At 40.5% G+C, this 16,880-nt stretch carries 15 protein-coding genes; 12 read left to right on the forward strand and 3 right to left on the reverse strand.

The features are described 5' to 3' along the window. Positions 1-104: 104 nt before the first annotated feature. A complete protein-coding gene (gene sspI / locus ACFO3P_RS18735; protein WP_042534468.1) occupies positions 105-323 on the reverse strand; it encodes a small acid-soluble spore protein SspI in 219 nt (72 codons plus the stop codon). A 93-nt stretch (positions 324-416) separates the two neighbouring features. Between sspI and ACFO3P_RS18740 the strand changes: the two genes are divergently transcribed. From ACFO3P_RS18740 to pheT, 3 genes are all read left to right on the forward strand, one after another. Further along, a complete protein-coding gene (locus tag ACFO3P_RS18740; RefSeq protein ID WP_306432728.1) occupies positions 417-1,163 on the forward strand; it encodes a TrmH family RNA methyltransferase in 747 nt (248 codons plus the stop codon). A 400-nt stretch (positions 1,164-1,563) separates the two neighbouring features. After that, positions 1,564-2,598: a phenylalanine--tRNA ligase subunit alpha gene (pheS, locus tag ACFO3P_RS18745; protein WP_379542577.1), complete on the forward strand. Its 1,035-nt coding sequence runs from the start codon at positions 1,564-1,566 to the stop codon at positions 2,596-2,598. 20 nt (positions 2,599-2,618) lie between these two features. Further along, entirely contained in the window at positions 2,619-5,048 is a 2,430-nt protein-coding gene (pheT, locus tag ACFO3P_RS18750) for a phenylalanine--tRNA ligase subunit beta (RefSeq protein ID WP_379542578.1), read from the forward strand. 71 nt (positions 5,049-5,119) lie between these two features. On the opposite strand, the gene ung is transcribed toward pheT, so the two are convergent. Then, complete coding sequence (gene ung / locus ACFO3P_RS18755) at positions 5,120-5,812, reverse strand: uracil-DNA glycosylase (RefSeq protein ID WP_379542579.1); 693 nt, start codon at positions 5,810-5,812, stop codon at positions 5,120-5,122. 13 nt (positions 5,813-5,825) lie between these two features. Continuing rightward, a complete protein-coding gene (gene rnhC / locus ACFO3P_RS18760; RefSeq protein ID WP_379542580.1) occupies positions 5,826-6,746 on the reverse strand; it encodes a ribonuclease HIII in 921 nt (306 codons plus the stop codon). Positions 6,747-6,874: 128 nt separating this feature from the next. Between rnhC and zapA the strand changes: the two genes are divergently transcribed. From zapA to ACFO3P_RS18805, 9 genes are all read left to right on the forward strand, one after another. Next, complete coding sequence (gene zapA, locus ACFO3P_RS18765; protein WP_379542581.1) at positions 6,875-7,135, forward strand: cell division protein ZapA; 261 nt, start codon at positions 6,875-6,877, stop codon at positions 7,133-7,135. Between the two features lie 5 nt (positions 7,136-7,140). Then, positions 7,141-7,692 (forward strand): CvpA family protein, encoded by a 552-nt coding sequence (locus tag ACFO3P_RS18770; protein ID WP_379542582.1) that lies wholly within the window; start codon positions 7,141-7,143, stop codon positions 7,690-7,692. 253 nt (positions 7,693-7,945) lie between these two features. After that, positions 7,946-9,658: a DNA polymerase/3'-5' exonuclease PolX gene (gene polX, locus ACFO3P_RS18775; protein WP_379542583.1), complete on the forward strand. Its 1,713-nt coding sequence runs from the start codon at positions 7,946-7,948 to the stop codon at positions 9,656-9,658. 71 nt (positions 9,659-9,729) lie between these two features. Then, positions 9,730-12,075, forward strand: coding sequence for an endonuclease MutS2 (locus ACFO3P_RS18780; protein WP_379542585.1), 2,346 nt, complete (start codon positions 9,730-9,732; stop codon positions 12,073-12,075). 91 nt (positions 12,076-12,166) lie between these two features. Next, positions 12,167-12,577 (forward strand): DUF350 domain-containing protein, encoded by a 411-nt coding sequence (locus ACFO3P_RS18785; RefSeq protein ID WP_042534446.1) that lies wholly within the window; start codon positions 12,167-12,169, stop codon positions 12,575-12,577. Between the two features lie 170 nt (positions 12,578-12,747). Beyond that, entirely contained in the window at positions 12,748-14,451 is a 1,704-nt protein-coding gene (locus ACFO3P_RS18790) for a long-chain-fatty-acid--CoA ligase (protein WP_379542586.1), read from the forward strand. 122 nt (positions 14,452-14,573) lie between these two features. Then, positions 14,574-15,158: a TetR/AcrR family transcriptional regulator gene (locus ACFO3P_RS18795; RefSeq protein WP_339177552.1), complete on the forward strand. Its 585-nt coding sequence runs from the start codon at positions 14,574-14,576 to the stop codon at positions 15,156-15,158. A gap of 34 nt (positions 15,159-15,192) precedes the next feature. Then, positions 15,193-15,966: an enoyl-CoA hydratase gene (locus tag ACFO3P_RS18800; RefSeq protein WP_379542587.1), complete on the forward strand. Its 774-nt coding sequence runs from the start codon at positions 15,193-15,195 to the stop codon at positions 15,964-15,966. 102 nt (positions 15,967-16,068) lie between these two features. Then, entirely contained in the window at positions 16,069-16,842 is a 774-nt protein-coding gene (locus tag ACFO3P_RS18805) for an electron transfer flavoprotein subunit beta/FixA family protein (protein WP_193062345.1), read from the forward strand. Positions 16,843-16,880 lie beyond the last annotated feature (38 nt).

The raw sequence follows: 16,880 nt of genomic DNA on the forward strand, positions 1-16,880 counted from the left end.
TAATGGATTAAAATTTTTGAAACATCCTAAAAAGCATGCCGGCTTCTCATTCAGAGAGCGGCATGCTTTTTAGGATGACATAATAAAGATATAACTGATGTCAATTAGGATAAATCGCTTTGAATTCCATCCTCTAAGGAAGATATCATTTCCTGTTTTTTACTTTCATCTGAATGATTCCAAATCAATTCAAAAAGAACCCCGAGACCAGGAAGCATTTTTTCTTCTCCATTATTAATGGCATCCACAATGGTTGCTTCTAATTGTTCTTGATTATTATTTGATATGTTAGCGTAAATTGCTTTACGGATATTTAAATCCATTCCTGTTCACTCCTTTAATTGTGATATTAAAAGTAGTTTGACCATAAGTTGTGAATTTATGTATGATGTAGTTAGAATTTAAAATTGGATAGGATGAATAAAGTGATTACATCTGTGAAGAATGAGAAAATAAAGGGTTTAAAAAAGCTGCACCAAAGAAAATATAGAAAGCAAATGAATGCATTCTTGGTTGAAGGGGAGCATTTAATAGAAGAAGCGCTGACGAGCGATTGGGAAGTAAAGGAGCTTATTGTTTCCGAAGAGGTTGCTGTGCCGGATATGGCAAAGCATCTTCCTGTTACTGAGGTCACCAAACAGGTGTTTAAAGAACTTTCTTTTACTGCTTCGCCTCAAGGGATGATGGCTGTCGTTGAAATAAAGAAAGAAGAAGCAGTGAACGGAGAGGTAGTTGTTTTATTGGATGCAGTCCAAGACCCGGGGAATGCAGGGACAATCATACGTACTGCGGACGCTGCGGGTGCAGATGGAATTATCCTTGGCAGCGGTTGTGTCGATTTGTATAATGATAAAGTGATTCGTGCCACACAAGGGTCCATTTTCCATTTACCAATTATACATGCTGATCTGGAAGAGAAGCTGTTGCGGCTGAAAGAAGCTGATTACCGTGTTTGGGCTACAGCATTAGAAAAAGCGGAGAATTACAAAGATCTCCCAATCCCGCAAAAAACAGCGCTTATTTTTGGGAATGAAGGAGCCGGCGTAAAGGAATCCTTGTTGGAAAAAGCGGATGAACGGGTAACCATTCCCATCCTCGGAAAGGCAGAATCATTAAATGTCAGCATCGCAGCAGGCGTGTTGCTATATTATTTAAAGAATTAACCTTGCAATGCAGCGATAATTTTTCTATAATAACTGTAATACATCATAAAGTAAATGATACGTTCTTTTGTTATGAAAAGAACAAACAACTAAACGCAATGAAAGAGCAAGTAACTGCCTGTATAAATGATTTAGGGAGGAGATGCCTTGACTGGAAGCATTTCTATCATGTCGGCAATTACGTTTCACTCTGGAGCGGACACTTGGACCATATCAAAATGTAAAGGTGATTCGGACGCCATCCGTTATGAGGCAAGAGTTGGATTGGATAGGTTTATCCAGTCAACAAGGGTGGTACCGCGACCATATAGCTTCGTCCCTTTTTTGGGAGACGGGGCTTTTTTATGTTTAAAAAAGTCCATCAAACACAGGAAATGATTAAAAGGAGGTATTTCGGACGATGAAAGAAGAATTGCAGGCGATAGAGCAGGAGGCTCTCGCAGCTATTGAAAAGGCAGAAAACAGCCAGGCTGTACAGGAGATGAAAGTGAAATACTTAGGGAAAAAAGGTTCTCTGACGACCGTTCTTCGCGGTATGGGAAAGTTATCGAAGGAAGAACGTCCGGTTATCGGCGAGCTTGCTAATAATGTTCGGGAATCCATTACAGAGGCATTGGATGCTAAAACAGAAAAATTAGAAAGAGAAGCTTTAAATGAGCAGCTGGAAACAGAAACCATCGATGTGACACTGCCTGGAAATCCGGTTCATGTCGGCGGCAGACATTTATTAACGAGCATTATGGAAGAAATTGAGGATTTGTTTATCGGCATGGGCTATGAAGTAAAAGAAGGACCCGAGGTAGAAACAGATTACTACAATTTTGAGAAATTAAATTTACCGAAAAACCATCCGGCGCGAGATATGCAGGACACCTTCTTTATAACAAATGAATTGCTTTTGCGTACACAGACCTCACCTGTGCAGGCACGTACGATGGAAGCATGTCAAGGAAAGCGCCCAATCAAGATGATTTGCCCGGGCAAGGTGTATCGCCGGGATACGGATGATGCGACACATTCTCATCAATTCAGACAAATCGAAGGGTTAGTAGTAGATAAAAATATTACCCTGAGTGATTTAAAAGGTACATTAGATGTGTTTGCGAAAAAAATGTTCGGGAACGACCGCGAAATCCGCTTGCGTCCATCTTTCTTCCCGTTTACAGAACCATCTGTCGAAATGGATGTATCCTGTAAGGTTTGTAATGGAAAAGGATGCTCGGTTTGTAAGCATACCGGCTGGATTGAAATCCTGGGCGGCGGAATGGTCCATCCGCGTGTATTAGAAATGAGCGGTTATGATTCCGCTGTTTACAGCGGGTTTGCATTCGGAATGGGACAGGAGCGCATTGCGATGCTGAAATACGGTGTGAACGATATTCGTCATTTCTACACCAATGATGTCCGTTTCTTATCACAATATCATCAAGCGTAAGAGAAGAAGGAGGAGAGTACATGCTTGTTTCTTATAATTGGTTACGAAACTATGTCAATTTAGATCATGTAACACCAGAAGAATTAGCGGAAAAAATAACACGATCCGGGATTGAAGTAGAGGGAGTGGAATATCTGGCTCCTGCTGTCGAAAATATTGTCGTGGGATATGTGAAATCCTGTGAGAAGCATCCGGATGCAGATAAATTAAATCTTTGTCAAGTAGACGTCGGGGAAGAATCCCTGCAAATCGTCTGCGGGGCGCCGAATGTTGGAGAGGGTCAGAAGGTTGCTGTTGCAAAACCTGGGGCCAAGCTTCCAAATGGGATGAAAATCAAAAAAGTTAAGCTGCGCGGAGTGGAATCAAATGGGATGATTTGTTCCCTGCAGGAGCTCGGATTGGATGAAAAATACATTCCTTCCGACGTCGCAGAAGGAATTTTTGTTTTTCCAGAAGATGCAGAGGTTGGCACACCTGTACAGGAGCTGTTAAATCTAGATGATGCGGTGTTAGATTTAGATGTTTTAGCGAACCGTCCGGATGCATTAAGCATGCTTGGTGTAGCGTATGATGTAGCAGCTGTTTTAGATCAGCCAATCCATTTACCAGATGAAAACCTGAATGCAGATGAATCTATCCAAGCTAAGGATTATATTGATGTGAAAATTGATTCCATTGAAAATAACCCATATTACGGAGCATTTGTTATAAGAGATGTGGAAATTAAGCCGGCGCCACTATGGATGCGGAATTATTTAATGGCATCTGGTATCCGTCCGATTAACAATGTTGTAGATATTACCAACTTTGTATTATTAGAGTACGGACAGCCGTTACACGCGTTTGACTATGACCGGTTTGGCTCCAAAGAGGTCGTTATCCGGCAAGGAAAAGAAAACGAGACCATGGTTACCTTAGATGATCAGGAACGTCAATTAAATGAGAAGAATCTTGTTATTACGAATGGCAAAGAACCGGTTGCTTTAGCTGGTGTCATGGGAGGCGCTGATTCTGAGGTGACGGATGAAACCACGAATATCCTGCTGGAGGCTGCTTATTTTGATGCTGCTTCTGTTCGCCATACGGTTAAGCAAACAGGCCTGCGCAGTGAATCCAGCACGCGTTTTGAAAAAGGGGTTGACCCAAATCGTGTGAAACGCGCCGGTATCCGGGCATGCAGTCTGCTTCAAAAATATGCTGGCGGAAAAGTAGCAGCTGGTGTTGTAGAAGTAGATGAATTGGATAAATCGGAGAAGTCTGTGACCATTACAACTTCGAAAGTGAACCAGCGATTAGGAATGGAGTTAGATGAAAAAGACGTGACCTCTGTCCTTGCACGGCTGCAATTTGAATTCAGCAAAAATGGAGAAGAAATTGTTGTTCAAGTTCCAACGCGCCGTCTGGATATATCTATTTTTGAAGATATTTTAGAAGAAGTTATTCGTATTTATGGTTATGATCATCTGCCATATACGATTCCGCAAGGCTGGGTACAGGCAGGAGGATTAACAGATGTCCAATTGCTGCAGCGGGAAATCAAAAATTACTTATCCAGCGCCGGATTGATGGAAACATTAACCTACTCCTTAACAAATAAACAGGATGCATCGCGATTCCTGACACCTGATATGGAGGAAGGGACTGCTAATACAGTCGGTTTAGCAATGCCGATGAGTGAGGAGCACAGCCATCTCCGCTTAAGTCTTATTCCAGAAATGCTTCGCGTACTCCGGCATAATGTAGCGAGAACACAAACAGATTTAGCGTATTACGAGATTGGAAAAGTTTTTATTTCTGAAGAAGAGCAGATAACCAAACAGCCAATTGAGAATTTGCATGTTGCAGGCGCGTTGACTGGTTTATGGCATAATCACCCCTGGCAGCAAGAGAAGAAACCGGTTGATTTTTATGTAGCAAAAGGAATCGTGGAAGGCTTATTCGCACATTTAGAATTAGATGTTACCTTTGCGCAGACTAAAATGGAAGACATGCATCCGGGACGTTGTGCAGAAATCAGATTAAATGGTACAGGTATCGGCTATGTCGGCCAAGTTCATCCGCTTGTTGCCAAAGATTTTGATGTGAAGGAAACCTATGTTTTTGAAATAAATCTGGAATCTGTATTTTCTGTACATCAAGCAACACCTTCCTTTACGGATATTCCGCGTTATCCATCTGTAACAAGAGATATCGCCTTTATTCTGGATAATGATGTTCCTGCTGGAGAGGTTCAGGCAGTGATTAAGGAATCAGGAGCTCCGTTAGTAAAAGAAGTCTCTATATTTGATGTATATCAGGGAGAGCATATGGAAGAAGGCAAAAAATCTGTAGCCTATCGTCTTCTGTATCAGGACCCAAGCCGTACGTTGAAAGATGATGAAGTGGAGACATCTTACCAAGCGGTTGTTGAAAAAGTAAATAATCAATTTGGATCGTATGTCCGTTCCTGATCAAGATATGAAAAGCCGCTGGCACAGATTTTGAAGCTGTGCCAGCGGCTTTTAGCATAAATAGACTTGATTCATTTAACGGGGTTCACCGTCAAAGAAAGCTGCCAATTAATAGGAGTCAGATTTTCCTGTTTTAAAATAGTGTTTGTTTTTGAAAAGTGACGGCATCCAAAAAAACCGCGGTGGGCAGATAATGGACTGGGATGCGGCGCTTTTAAAATGTAATGCTTATCGGTATCAATCAATTCTATCTTCTTTTGTGCTGCTGCGCCCCATAATAAGAAGACAACCGGATGATCCTTCTGATTTAAAGCAGCAATTACTTGATTCGTGAATCGCTCCCAGCCTTGATTTTTATGAGAATGTGCTTGATGTGCCCGAACGGTTAGGACATTGTTAAGAAGGAGCACCCCTTGATCAGCCCATTCTTTCAGATAACCATGGGAGGGAATCTTAAAATCAACATCAGCTGCGAGCTCCTGATACATATTTTTTAAGGAAGGGGGCACTGGCACGCCAGGCTGTACGGAAAAGCTGAGGCCATGTGCCTGGTTAGGACCGTGATAAGGGTCCTGACCTAAAATAACAACCTTCACTTCCTGGAAATCTGTGAAATGCAGCGCATTAAAAATATCGTACATATCCGGATAAATCGAGTTAGAATCGTATTCTGTTTTTAGAAATTTCCGCAAGTGCTTATAATAGTCTTTTTGAAATTCTTGCTCTAAAACTTGTCCCCAATCGTTTTTTAAAGGTATATTCATTGTAGCACCTCATTTAGTGTAAATATTTCTTTGCTTTATTTGTATTGGCAAAATGAAGCTTAGCAACATGTCCCAGCTGCTGTTCGCCATGAGCTTTTATATAATTGGCTGCTGCCTTATCCACTTTACCGGACGCGCCTTTTGGTAAGGTAATGCCTGCTTCTTGGGATAATTTATCCATTGCTGTTACGAACCGGGCTCTGGCTAAAATAGAAGCAGCAGCAACATTAATTGAATGGCTTTCTGCTTTTGTAATAAAAGTAGTTTTCTCATGAAGCTTTAATGCTTCTGATTGCAGATAGCGTTTGTAAACGGCAGGCTCACAAAATTGATCAATGACGATTCCATCATAATCTGTACCATCTAATTTTTTAATTAATTTGTCAATGGCATGATGATGCAGCATTGCTTTCATCTTCCCCTGCGACCAGCCTTTAAACTGCAGGCGATTGTATTTCTCATTCTCCAGTTTAAGGATGGTATATGAAATAGGAAGCTGTATGATCTCTTGTGCAATACGGTGGATGGCGTCATCTTTTAAGTGTTTGGAGTCTTCCACACCCAGCTGCTTTAATTGAACTTGCTGCGCTTTGTCTGCAAAAACCGCAGCAACGGTTATCGGTCCAAAATAGTCGCCGGTTCCTGACTCATCGGATCCTATATGACTTTTTTGAAAAATAGTTGTGTCCATACTTGAAGAGGGCTTCGCTTTAGCTGCTTGTGTCGAAGCAGATGAATCCTTCCATTGGGTGCTTTCCTCTTCTGGCTGGCTGCCCTGAAAGAGGACTTTCCCAGAATGATATGCTGTGATGACAGCATAAGGTGTTTTTGCCCGGAAAACAGCGCCCTGCGGTGTTTTTTGTAAGTAAGTATGATAATGCTTTTTCATTTGTTTGATTTTATCAGCAGATGTTGTTAATACTTCTTGGCCCAAAGCTTCATTCCTCCAATCATCGGATACCTAAGACTATAGCAAATATAACGGGATTTTGAAATACTTCTTTTTACGCAAAGTTCATGTTAATATATACTAGAATCAACGTTACACAGGAGGAAGCCAAAATGACAGATAATGAAAAACAACGCGTAACAGTTGAAATATACAATCGGACATACCATGTTATCGGAACGGAAACAGAACGCCATGTTCAATTAGTGGCCAATTTAGTTGATCAAAAAATGAATGAAATCCATGATGCAAATAAACAATTAGATACAGCCAGCTTAGCAGTATTAACAGCTGTGAATACAATGAACGATTATTTAAAACTAAAAGAGGATTATGCAACACTTTTAGGTTCATTACGAAAGAAAGAGGACTAACAAACATGATTAACTTAATTATAATTATTCTTCTATTATTTGGGATTATGATGGGATTAAAAAGAGGATTTGTCCTTCAGCTATTTCATTTAACAGGGTTTATTGTTGCTTTTATTGTAGCAGTAATGTACTATAATCCGGTTGCAGAAAGACTCTCCTTGTATATTCCTTATCCAGACCTCTCAGGTGATGGAGCCTGGTCAGCGTTTTTAGAAAACCTGCCAGTGGAATCAGCATTTTATAATGCGATTTCCTTTGCGCTTATCTTTTTTGCAGTGAAATTTATTCTGCAGATTATTGCTTCTATGCTGGATTTTGTGGCGGCAATTCCCATCATCAGCTTTATCAATAAAATTTTAGGAGCCGCGCTGGGGTTTGTTGAGATTTATCTCATCAGCTTCATTATTTTATATATCCTGGCGTTAACGCCTGTTGGCGGGGTGCAGGAAGCAATCCAAGGATCCTCTCTGGCAATGCGGATTATTGAACAGACACCATATTTCTCAGATCGTATTTTTGAATTATGGTTTAACTTGACAGAATCTCTGGCCAAATAATATAACAGGTCATTATCAGGTATAGAAAGCAAAACTGACTCAAACTAACATGGATAGCTTGAGTCAGTTTTATCACGGCATGAGTGTCCGTAATTCGCCCTAACTATATATGGAACAATTATTTTAATATGTATGGGCGAAAACGGTCACTTCATCTCCTGATTAACTTAACTAACCTTCCGTGGAAAAGGAAAAATCTCCACGGAAGGAAGTTTCGTTTTATGTAAATAGTGACAGAATAGGGTGAAAGAAAATGAATAAGAAAGATATCATTCGTTTGCTGGAGAATATAGCTGTTTATATGGAGCTGAAGGGAGAAAATCCATTTAAAATAAGCGCTTATCGAAAGGCTGCGCAAGCGATTGAAACGGATGACCGCAGCTTAAATGAGATAGATGACTTTACAAAGATGAAAGGGATTGGAAAAGGAACTGCAGCAGTAATTACCGAGTTTATGGAAGCTGGACATTCAGAAACCCTAGCGGAATTGGAGAAAGAAGTACCGGCCGGGCTTGTACCGTTATTAGATTTGCCAGGTTTAGGCGGGAAAAAATTATCCAAGCTCTATCAGGAGCTGGGCGTCATAGATGCGGAAACGTTAAAAGAAGCTTGTCTGTCTGGAAAGGTAGAAGAGTTACCTGGATTTGGAAAAAAATCTGTAGAGAAAATCGTTGCAGCAATCGAGGATGCGGGGAAGAGACCGGAACGGCTTCCGGTAGCAATGATGCTTCCTATTGCTGAGAAGATAGAAGCTTACCTGGAGGATATTCCGGGTATTATCCGTTATTCTCAGGCAGGGAGCATCCGGCGTATGCGTGAAACCGTAAAGGATCTTGATTTTATCATTGCTACAGATGAAGCAGGTGAGGTAAAAGAAGCTTTAGTCGCGCTGCCTTCTGTCAAAAATGTTATTGCGAGCGGAGATACAAAGGTTTCTATTACTTTAGAGGAAGCATATGATATCAATGTTGATTTTCGTATGGTTTCTGACGGGGAATTTGCTTCTACTTTACATCACTTTACCGGTTCAAAGGATCATAATGTAGCTATGCGGCAATTGGCAAAGTCGCGCGGTGAAAAAATCAGTGAATACGGTGTAGAGGTGGAAGAAACAGGAGAGACGCTCCAGTTTGAAACGGAAGAAGCCTTTTTTAATCATTTTGGTCTGCATTTTATTCCTCCGGAGGTTCGTGAAAATACAGGAGAAGTAGACATGTTTACAGAGGAACAGAAATTAATCCAGCTATCCGATATTCGCGGAGATTTGCATATGCATACCACCTGGAGTGATGGAGCACAGTCTTTAGACGAAATGGCTGAAAAGGTAAAAAGTATGGGATATTCCTATATGGCGATTACAGACCACTCTAAATACTTGCGCGTAGCAAATGGATTAAATGAAGAACGCCTTCGTAAGCAGCGTCAGGAAATTAATGCATTAAATGAAAGGTACGCTGATTTCCATATCTTTTCGGGTGTGGAAATGGATATCCTGCCAGATGGCAGCTTAGATTTTGAGGACGACTTTCTTAAGGAAATGGACTTTGTTATCGGTGCGATACATTCCAGTTTTCAACAATCGGAAGAGGAAATCATGCACAGGCTGACTAACGCCTTAGAAAATCCATATGTTTCGATTATTGCTCACCCGACAGGAAGACTAATCGGAAGAAGAGATGGATATAAAGTGAATCTGGAAAAATTGATTGAAAAAGCAAAAGAAACAAATACCGCATTAGAAATCAATGCTAATCCCAATCGCTTAGATTTATCCCATGAATGGGCTAAAAAAGCGCAGGAAGCAGGCGTAAATCTTGTCATTGATACGGATGCGCACAACTATCAGATGCTTGAGCATATGCAATATGGCGTAGCTACAGCCCGAAAAGGATGGGTTAAACCGTCCACGGTAATTAACACATGGACAAAAGAAGAATTAGCCGCATTCTTTAACCAGGGAAAATAAGTGCGTCATTGTTTTTATGCAGAAACTGGCACAAAGCATAGATTTTAATTTTTAATAAAAGAGGGGTTAAAATGAACGAACGTGTATTAAAAACGCTTGAATTTCACCGCCTTGTTGAAAAGGTTCGTGATCAAGCAGAAACCTCTATAGGAAAGGATTTAGCATCTAAATTACGACCAAAGTCGACGCTTGATGAAGTAGAGGAGTTACAAGCGCAGACTGATGAAGCTGTTCAAATTTTCCGGCTGAATAAAGTGATTCCTTTAGGAGGTATATCTGATATACGACCGAGTGTGAAACGCAGTGCAATAGGGAGCATTCTTTCGGCAGATGAGGTTTTATGCATTGGGGATACGTTATATGGAGGCAGACAGGCCAAAAGTTTTTTAGAACAGGTCGAGGATGTAGAAATACCAATTCTTCAATCTGCCGCAGCAAATATTATCGCTATCCGGGATTTGGAACAGCATATTAACAGCTGTATTGATGATCATGGTCAAATAATGGATGGTGCTTCATCAGCTTTACGTTCTATACGCAGTTCTATCCGCACGTATGAAAGCAGTGTCCGCAGCAAGTTAGAAAGCTATACACGCTCTAACAGTAAAATGCTTTCTGATGCGATTATCACGATTCGGAATGATCGTTATGTTTTGCCGGTAAGACAGGAATACCGGGCTGCCATTGGCGGAATTGTCCATGATCAGTCATCATCCGGTCAGACATTATTTATGGAGCCAAAAGCGGTAGTGGATATGAATAATAAATTACAGGATTTATTTTCTAAAGAAAAACAAGAAATAGAACGGATTTTAAAGGAACTCAGCGGGCACATCGCTTCCTATGAACAAGAGCTTTTAAATAATGTCTATTGGCTTTCGGAAATTGATTTTATCAGCGCCCGGGGAAAACTTGCTCAAAAAATGCATGCGGTAAGACCTAAAATGAATATACATGGTTATATAAAGATGCAGCAGGCAAGACACCCATATATTCCAGATGATCAAGTTGTTCCAAATGATGTGGAAATGGGCCAGGACTATCAGGCAATAGTTATTACAGGACCAAATACAGGCGGAAAGACGGTTACCTTGAAAATGGTTGGGCTTTGTACATTGATGGCTCAATCGGGTTTACAGGTACCCGCACTCGATGGCTGTGAAATGCCGATATTTGATGAGGTTTTCGCTGATATTGGTGATGAACAGTCGATTGAACAAAACTTGAGTACCTTTTCCTCGCATATGACAAACATTGTAGAAATTATGAAGCATGTCACGGATCAGTCGCTGGTCTTATTTGATGAATTAGGCTCAGGTACAGATCCGCAAGAAGGCGCTGCTTTAGCAATGTCCATTCTCGATGAGGTGCTTTCCAAAAATGCAAGTGTCATTGCGACAACGCATTACCCGGAACTAAAAGCTTATGGATATAATCGCACGCAGGTAGTCAATGCTTCTGTGGAGTTTAATGTAGAAACCTTGCGTCCGACCTACCGGTTATTAATTGGCGTTCCAGGCCGAAGTAATGCATTTGACATTTCGAAGCGGTTAGGACTTGACGGAAATATCATTCATCAAGCGAAGCAGCTGATTGGTATGGATTCTCATCAAGTAGAAAATATGATTGCTTCCTTAGAACAATCCCATACAGAGGCAGAGCGAGATTATGAAAAAGCGCATCAGGTACTGGAAGAGAGTGAAAAACTGCATCAAGAATTAACAAAAGCAATGAACCGATGGGAAGATAAGAAGCAAAAGATTTATGAAAAAACGGAAGAGAAGGCTGAAAAAGCGTTGCTGAAAGCGCGTCAGGAAGCAGAAGAAATTGTGCAGATGATGCGCAATATGAAAGACCAGTCTGGCATGAAGGAACATGAATGGATCGAAGCCAGAAAGATGCTTGACGAGGCAATGCCGAATCTAAGCAGGGATAAATCAGCAGTCCAGCCTGAGAAGAAAAAAGAGCAGAGTGAATTGAAGCCGGGAGACGAGATTAAGCTGCTCACCGTAAATCAGCTTGGCGAGGTTGTTGAAAAGGTTAATGACAGGGAATATATGGTGCAGGTCGGGATTATGAAAGTAAAAGTAAAACGGTCTGATTTAGAGCTTGTCAAGAAGAAGAAAAAGAAGCAGGCTGAGCCAGTGGCCACAGTTAGAGGCAATAACCAGCATGTGAAAACAGAGTTAGATTTACGTGGCGAACGTTATGAGGACGCGATGCACAAGCTGGAGAAGTATGTGGATGATGTATTGCTGGCCGGCTACGCACAAGCATCTATTATTCATGGGAAAGGGACTGGCGCCTTGCGAAAGGGTGTTCAGGAATTTGTGAAGCGGCATCCGCATATCAAAGGCTCAAGGTCAGGTGAAGCAGGTGAAGGCGGAAGCGGCGTTACAGTTATTCGCTTTGAATAAGTAATCGAATTAAATGTTTTGTAAGATCGGAAAAAGGGATGGATTTAATATTGGCAACAAATCCCTTTTTCCAAATGAAGGAGCGAGAAAAATGGAAGGCTTTTGGGAAAATATTTTAGTAATCACTGCAGCGAGGTATAGTGTATTTATTTTATCCACTCTGCTCTTTTTAGCAATTGCTGAACTGGTAACCTCCTATAAAAACTGGGAGGAAATAAAAAAAGGGAATCTGGCCGTTGCGATGGCTACCGGAGGAAAGCTATTCGGCATAGCCATGATTTTCAGATTCTCTATTGAGCATAACGATAGTTTAATGGTATCGATGGGGTGGGGGATTTTTGGTTTTGTATTATTAATAGCAGGATATTTATTTTTTGAATTTTTAACTCCATTTATGAAAGTGGATGAAGAAATCGGCAACGGCAATAAGGCTGTCGGCTTTATCTCGATGGTCATCTCTGTCGGGTTAGCCTATGTTATCGGAGCAAGCATCGTTGGTTAGGAGGGCAATGAGTGATATTTGAACGTTTAGCAAAAATATTAATGGCAGTTGGAATTATTTTTTTCATCGTAGGATTGGTTTATTTATTTCTCTAAATATTAGATAATATTTTCAAAGTTAGCAATTAACCGTTATAATAGGTATAGACTAAATTGAAGGAGGAATGATTTATGTTGGAAAAAAGGGCTTGGCATGATCGCTACCCTGAGGATTTACCTAAAACACTGGAATATGATAAGTGCGCTCTGTATCAATATTTAATTGATGCGGCGAAGCAACACGGAGAAAAGAAAGCGCTTTATTTTATGGGTAAGGAGATGACATATAAAGAGTTGTATAAAGAGGCGAAAAAAACAGCGAATTATTTGCAATCTATCGGAATCAGAAAAGGAGACAGGGTTGCTATTTTTTTGCCAAATACTCCTCAATCGGTCATTAGCTACTATGGTATCCTGATGGCAGGAGCAATAGCTGTTCCAACAAATCCGCTTTATACAGAAAGAGAATTGATTTTTCAAATGAATGATGCGCAGGCTAGAGCAATTATTTGTTTAGATATTTTACTTCCGCGTGTAAACAGCGCCCGTTCACATACGACATTAGAGCATGTTATTGTAACCGGCATCAAGGATTATCTTCCTTTCCCTAAAAATATGATTTATCCATTTATACAGAAGCGAGAATACAATTTGGTGGTGAAGGTAGAGCCCAGCAATGATACCCATGTATGGAAAAAGATGATGGAGCACTCGGTTGCTGATTATTTAGAATCCCCGATTAATCCGGAAGAAGACCTTGCACTTTTACAATATACCGGCGGGACAACAGGCAGTCCTAAAGGAGTAATGCTGACGCATTATAATTTAAGTGCCAATGTGCAAATGTGTGAAACATGGCTTTCGCGCAGCGAAGAACAAAAAGGTCAGGATGTGGTTCTAGGTATTCTTCCATTCTTCCATGTATACGGTATGACAGCTGTGATGAACTTTGCGATAAAAAAAGCCTCCAAGATTATTCTGATACCAAAATTTGATGCGGGTGACTTATTAAAAGTAATAGATAAACAGAAACCTAATCTTTTTCCAGGCGCCCCAACAATTTATATCGGTCTGTTAAACCATCCGGAATTAGAGAAATATGATTTATCCTCTATAGATGCGTGTATTAGCGGGTCAGCCCCATTGCCAGTTGAGATTCAGGAGCGCTTTGAAAGAATTACCGGTGGAAAGCTGGTTGAAGGATATGGATTAACAGAAACTTCCCCTGTAACACATGCAAATTTTGTATATGCTGAACGTATTAACGGCAGTATCGGCGTCCCTTGGCCGGATACAGATGCTAAAATTGTTCAAATGGGTGAAACGGGATTAGAAGAAGTTCCGGTTGGAGAAATCGGCGAAATCGCTGTAAAAGGACCGCAAGTAATGAAAGGGTATTGGAATAATGAAGAAGAGACGGCGAGTACCCTGAAAGATGGCTGGCTGTTGACCGGCGATTTAGGATATGTTGATGAATCCGGGTTTTTCTATGTCGTGGACAGAAAGAAGGATATGATTATTGCAGGCGGTTTTAACATTTATCCAAGAGAAATCGAAGAGGTTTTGTATGAGCATGAAGCTATCCAGGAAGCGGTAGCAGCAGGTATACCGGATCCATACAGAGGAGAGACTGTAAAGGCTTATATTGTGTTGAAAGAGGGAGCGGCTCTTACGGAAGAAGAGTTAAATGAATATGCAAGAAAACATCTCGCAAGCTACAAAGTCCCGAGAATTTATGAATTCCGTGATGAATTGCCAAAAACAGCAGTCGGGAAAATCTTAAGAAGAAAACTGATTGACGAAGAGAAACAGAAACAAGAAGCAGCATCTGTTTGAGCCTCGTGCTCTTTTTTTCTTTTCCAAAGCAGCTTTTCATTGACATTAAACTTCAAGAATTGTATATTAAAAATATGAATGACCATTCACTCATTTTTAATTATGTAATCAAGGAGTAAATCATGAATAATCAAAAACCAAAATATCATCAAATTATTGAAGCTGCTGTAAAAGTAATTGCCGAAAATGGATACCATGGGTCACAGGTCTCCAAAATAGCAAAGGAAGCGAATGTTGCTGACGGTACCATTTATTTATACTTTAAGAACAAAGAACATATTCTTGTTTCTTTATTCGAAGTGAAAATGGGAGAATTTATCGATCAAATAGCAAAAGCAATCGAAGAAAATGATTCTGCTTCTAATCAGCTGTATACCTTAATAAAAATGCATTTCACGCAGCTGTCTTCAGATTATTATTTAGCTATTGTGACCCAGCTGGAGTTAAGACAATCAAATATTTCTTTAAGACTGCAGATTAATCAAGTTTTGAAGCCTTACTTAACCGTGATTGACGGTATTATTCAAAAAGGAATGGAGCAGCAGCATTTTAGAGAGGATTTGAATATTCCTCTAGTCAGGCAAATGATTTTCGGTACACTTGATGAGATTGTTACGAATTGGGTGATGAAGGAACAGAAATATCATCTTGTTGACATGGCGCCTGAGATTCATAGAATGCTCGTCAGTGCTTTAGCTTCTAAATAAGCAGATAATGAAATATAAAAAAGAGGTGATTGATTTGTCCGTTTTGGAATTAAAAGTAGAGGAGAAGGTTGCTTATTTAACAATCAAAAGCCCTCCTGCTAATGCATTATCTTCTAAGCTGATCGCAAAATTAGATGAACTGTTAACACAGATTGAACAAGAAGGGGAAGCCAAAGTGGTTGTCCTGCAGGGAGAAGGCAAGTTTTTCTCAGCTGGGGCAGATATTAAAGAATTTACCGCTCTTCAAGAGGCATCAGAGTATGAAACTTTAGCTAAGAATGGCCAGAACATTTTTAACAGGATAGAGCATTTTCCGCTTCCTGTTATTGCATCCATGCATGGCGCTGCATTAGGCGGAGGATTAGAGCTCGCAATGGCTTGTCATATAAGGTATGCAACGGCTGATGCCAGAATAGGGCTTCCAGAGATGAATTTAGGCATTATTCCTGGTTTTGCCGGTACACAGCGTTTGCCGCGATATATAGGTAATGCCAGAGCATATGAGATGATTTTAACCGGAGAACCGATTTCCGGAAGGCAGGCGGAAGAATGGGGGCTTGTTAACCGGATTGTGGAAGAAGATGAACTGGAAAATGAAGTTCGTCAATTAGCCGGAAAAATTGCTGCTAAAAGCAAGCCTGGAATCAACCGGATTATGCAATTGATTCCTTATGCAAATACAAGCCAATTTGCAGATGGAGCTGACAGGGAAGCGAGCTTGTTTGGTGAAATTTTCGGGTCATATGATGCGAAAGAAGGTGTGAGCGCTTTTAAAGAAAAAAGAGCAGCAAACTTTCAGGATAAATAGATTTTCTGGCGGTTCCCAAATTACTCGAATGATAAGAGGATGAAGTATTATTGACTGCTTTTTAAACATACATTCTAGTTTGTGACAAGGAGGAAAAAGAATATGAATATTTATGTATTATTGAAAAAAACGTTTGATACAGAGGAAAAAATTGCTGTTCAAAATGGGAAAATTGAAGATGATGGTGCAGAATTCATCATTAATCCTTATGATGAATATGCAGTAGAGGAAGCGATTGTACAAAGAGATAAGCATGGCGGAGAGGTCACAGTGGTTACCATTGGTGACGAAGACTCTGAGAAGCAGCTTCGGACAGCTCTTGCTATGGGAGCGGACAAAGCAGTTCTAATTAATACAGAAGAAGATTTGGAAGAAGGCGACCAGTTTACAACTGCCAAAATTTTAGAAGCATTTTTTGAAGACAAGGAAGCTGATTTGATTTTGGCAGGGAATGTTGCTATTGATGAAGCAAGCGGTCAGGTCGGTCCGAGACTTGCCGAGCTTTTGGGAATATCCTGCGTTACAACGATAATGAGCCTGTCTATCGATGGGGATACTGCTTCGATAGAAAAAGACGTTGAAGGAGATGTTGAAATCATCGAAACCAGCCTTCCTGTACTAGTTACTTGTCAACAAGGCTTAAATGACCCGCGTTACCCTTCACTGCCGGGAATTATGAAAGCGAAGAAAAAACCGCTTGAAGAATTAGAAATCGATGATCTGGACCTAGATGAGGATGACGTAGAAGCAAAAACGAAAACAATCGATATTTATCTTCCGCCTGAAAAAGAAGCAGGTAAAGTGTTAGAGGGAGAGGTAGCGGATCAGGTGAAGGAATTGGTATCTTTATTGAAAAATGACAAAAAGGTACTTTAAGAGAAAGTTTGTATGATAATGCAGCTGATAGTGAAAGG

Origin of the sequence: Oceanobacillus aidingensis, from assembly GCF_042654105.1 — a bacterium.
Lineage (GTDB): Bacteria > Bacillota > Bacilli > Bacillales > Amphibacillaceae > Oceanobacillus > Oceanobacillus oncorhynchi.

Excerpts from the sequence above, each read along its gene's own strand:
- sspI (WP_042534468.1), bottom strand. The coding sequence starts at position 323 with ATGGATTTAAATATCCGTAAAGCAATTTACGCTAACATATCAAATAAT.
- ACFO3P_RS18740 (WP_306432728.1), top strand. The coding sequence starts at position 417 with ATGAATAAAGTGATTACATCTGTGAAGAATGAGAAAATAAAGGGTTTA.
- pheS (WP_379542577.1), top strand. The coding sequence starts at position 1,564 with ATGAAAGAAGAATTGCAGGCGATAGAGCAGGAGGCTCTCGCAGCTATT.
- pheT (WP_379542578.1), top strand. The coding sequence starts at position 2,619 with ATGCTTGTTTCTTATAATTGGTTACGAAACTATGTCAATTTAGATCAT.
- ung (WP_379542579.1), bottom strand. The coding sequence starts at position 5,812 with ATGAATATACCTTTAAAAAACGATTGGGGACAAGTTTTAGAGCAAGAA.
- zapA (WP_379542581.1), top strand. The coding sequence starts at position 6,875 with ATGACAGATAATGAAAAACAACGCGTAACAGTTGAAATATACAATCGG.
- ACFO3P_RS18770 (WP_379542582.1), top strand. The coding sequence starts at position 7,141 with ATGATTAACTTAATTATAATTATTCTTCTATTATTTGGGATTATGATG.
- polX (WP_379542583.1), top strand. The coding sequence starts at position 7,946 with ATGAATAAGAAAGATATCATTCGTTTGCTGGAGAATATAGCTGTTTAT.
- ACFO3P_RS18780 (WP_379542585.1), top strand. The coding sequence starts at position 9,730 with ATGAACGAACGTGTATTAAAAACGCTTGAATTTCACCGCCTTGTTGAA.
- ACFO3P_RS18785 (WP_042534446.1), top strand. The coding sequence starts at position 12,167 with ATGGAAGGCTTTTGGGAAAATATTTTAGTAATCACTGCAGCGAGGTAT.
- ACFO3P_RS18790 (WP_379542586.1), top strand. The coding sequence starts at position 12,748 with ATGTTGGAAAAAAGGGCTTGGCATGATCGCTACCCTGAGGATTTACCT.
- ACFO3P_RS18795 (WP_339177552.1), top strand. The coding sequence starts at position 14,574 with ATGAATAATCAAAAACCAAAATATCATCAAATTATTGAAGCTGCTGTA.
- ACFO3P_RS18805 (WP_193062345.1), top strand. The coding sequence starts at position 16,069 with ATGAATATTTATGTATTATTGAAAAAAACGTTTGATACAGAGGAAAAA.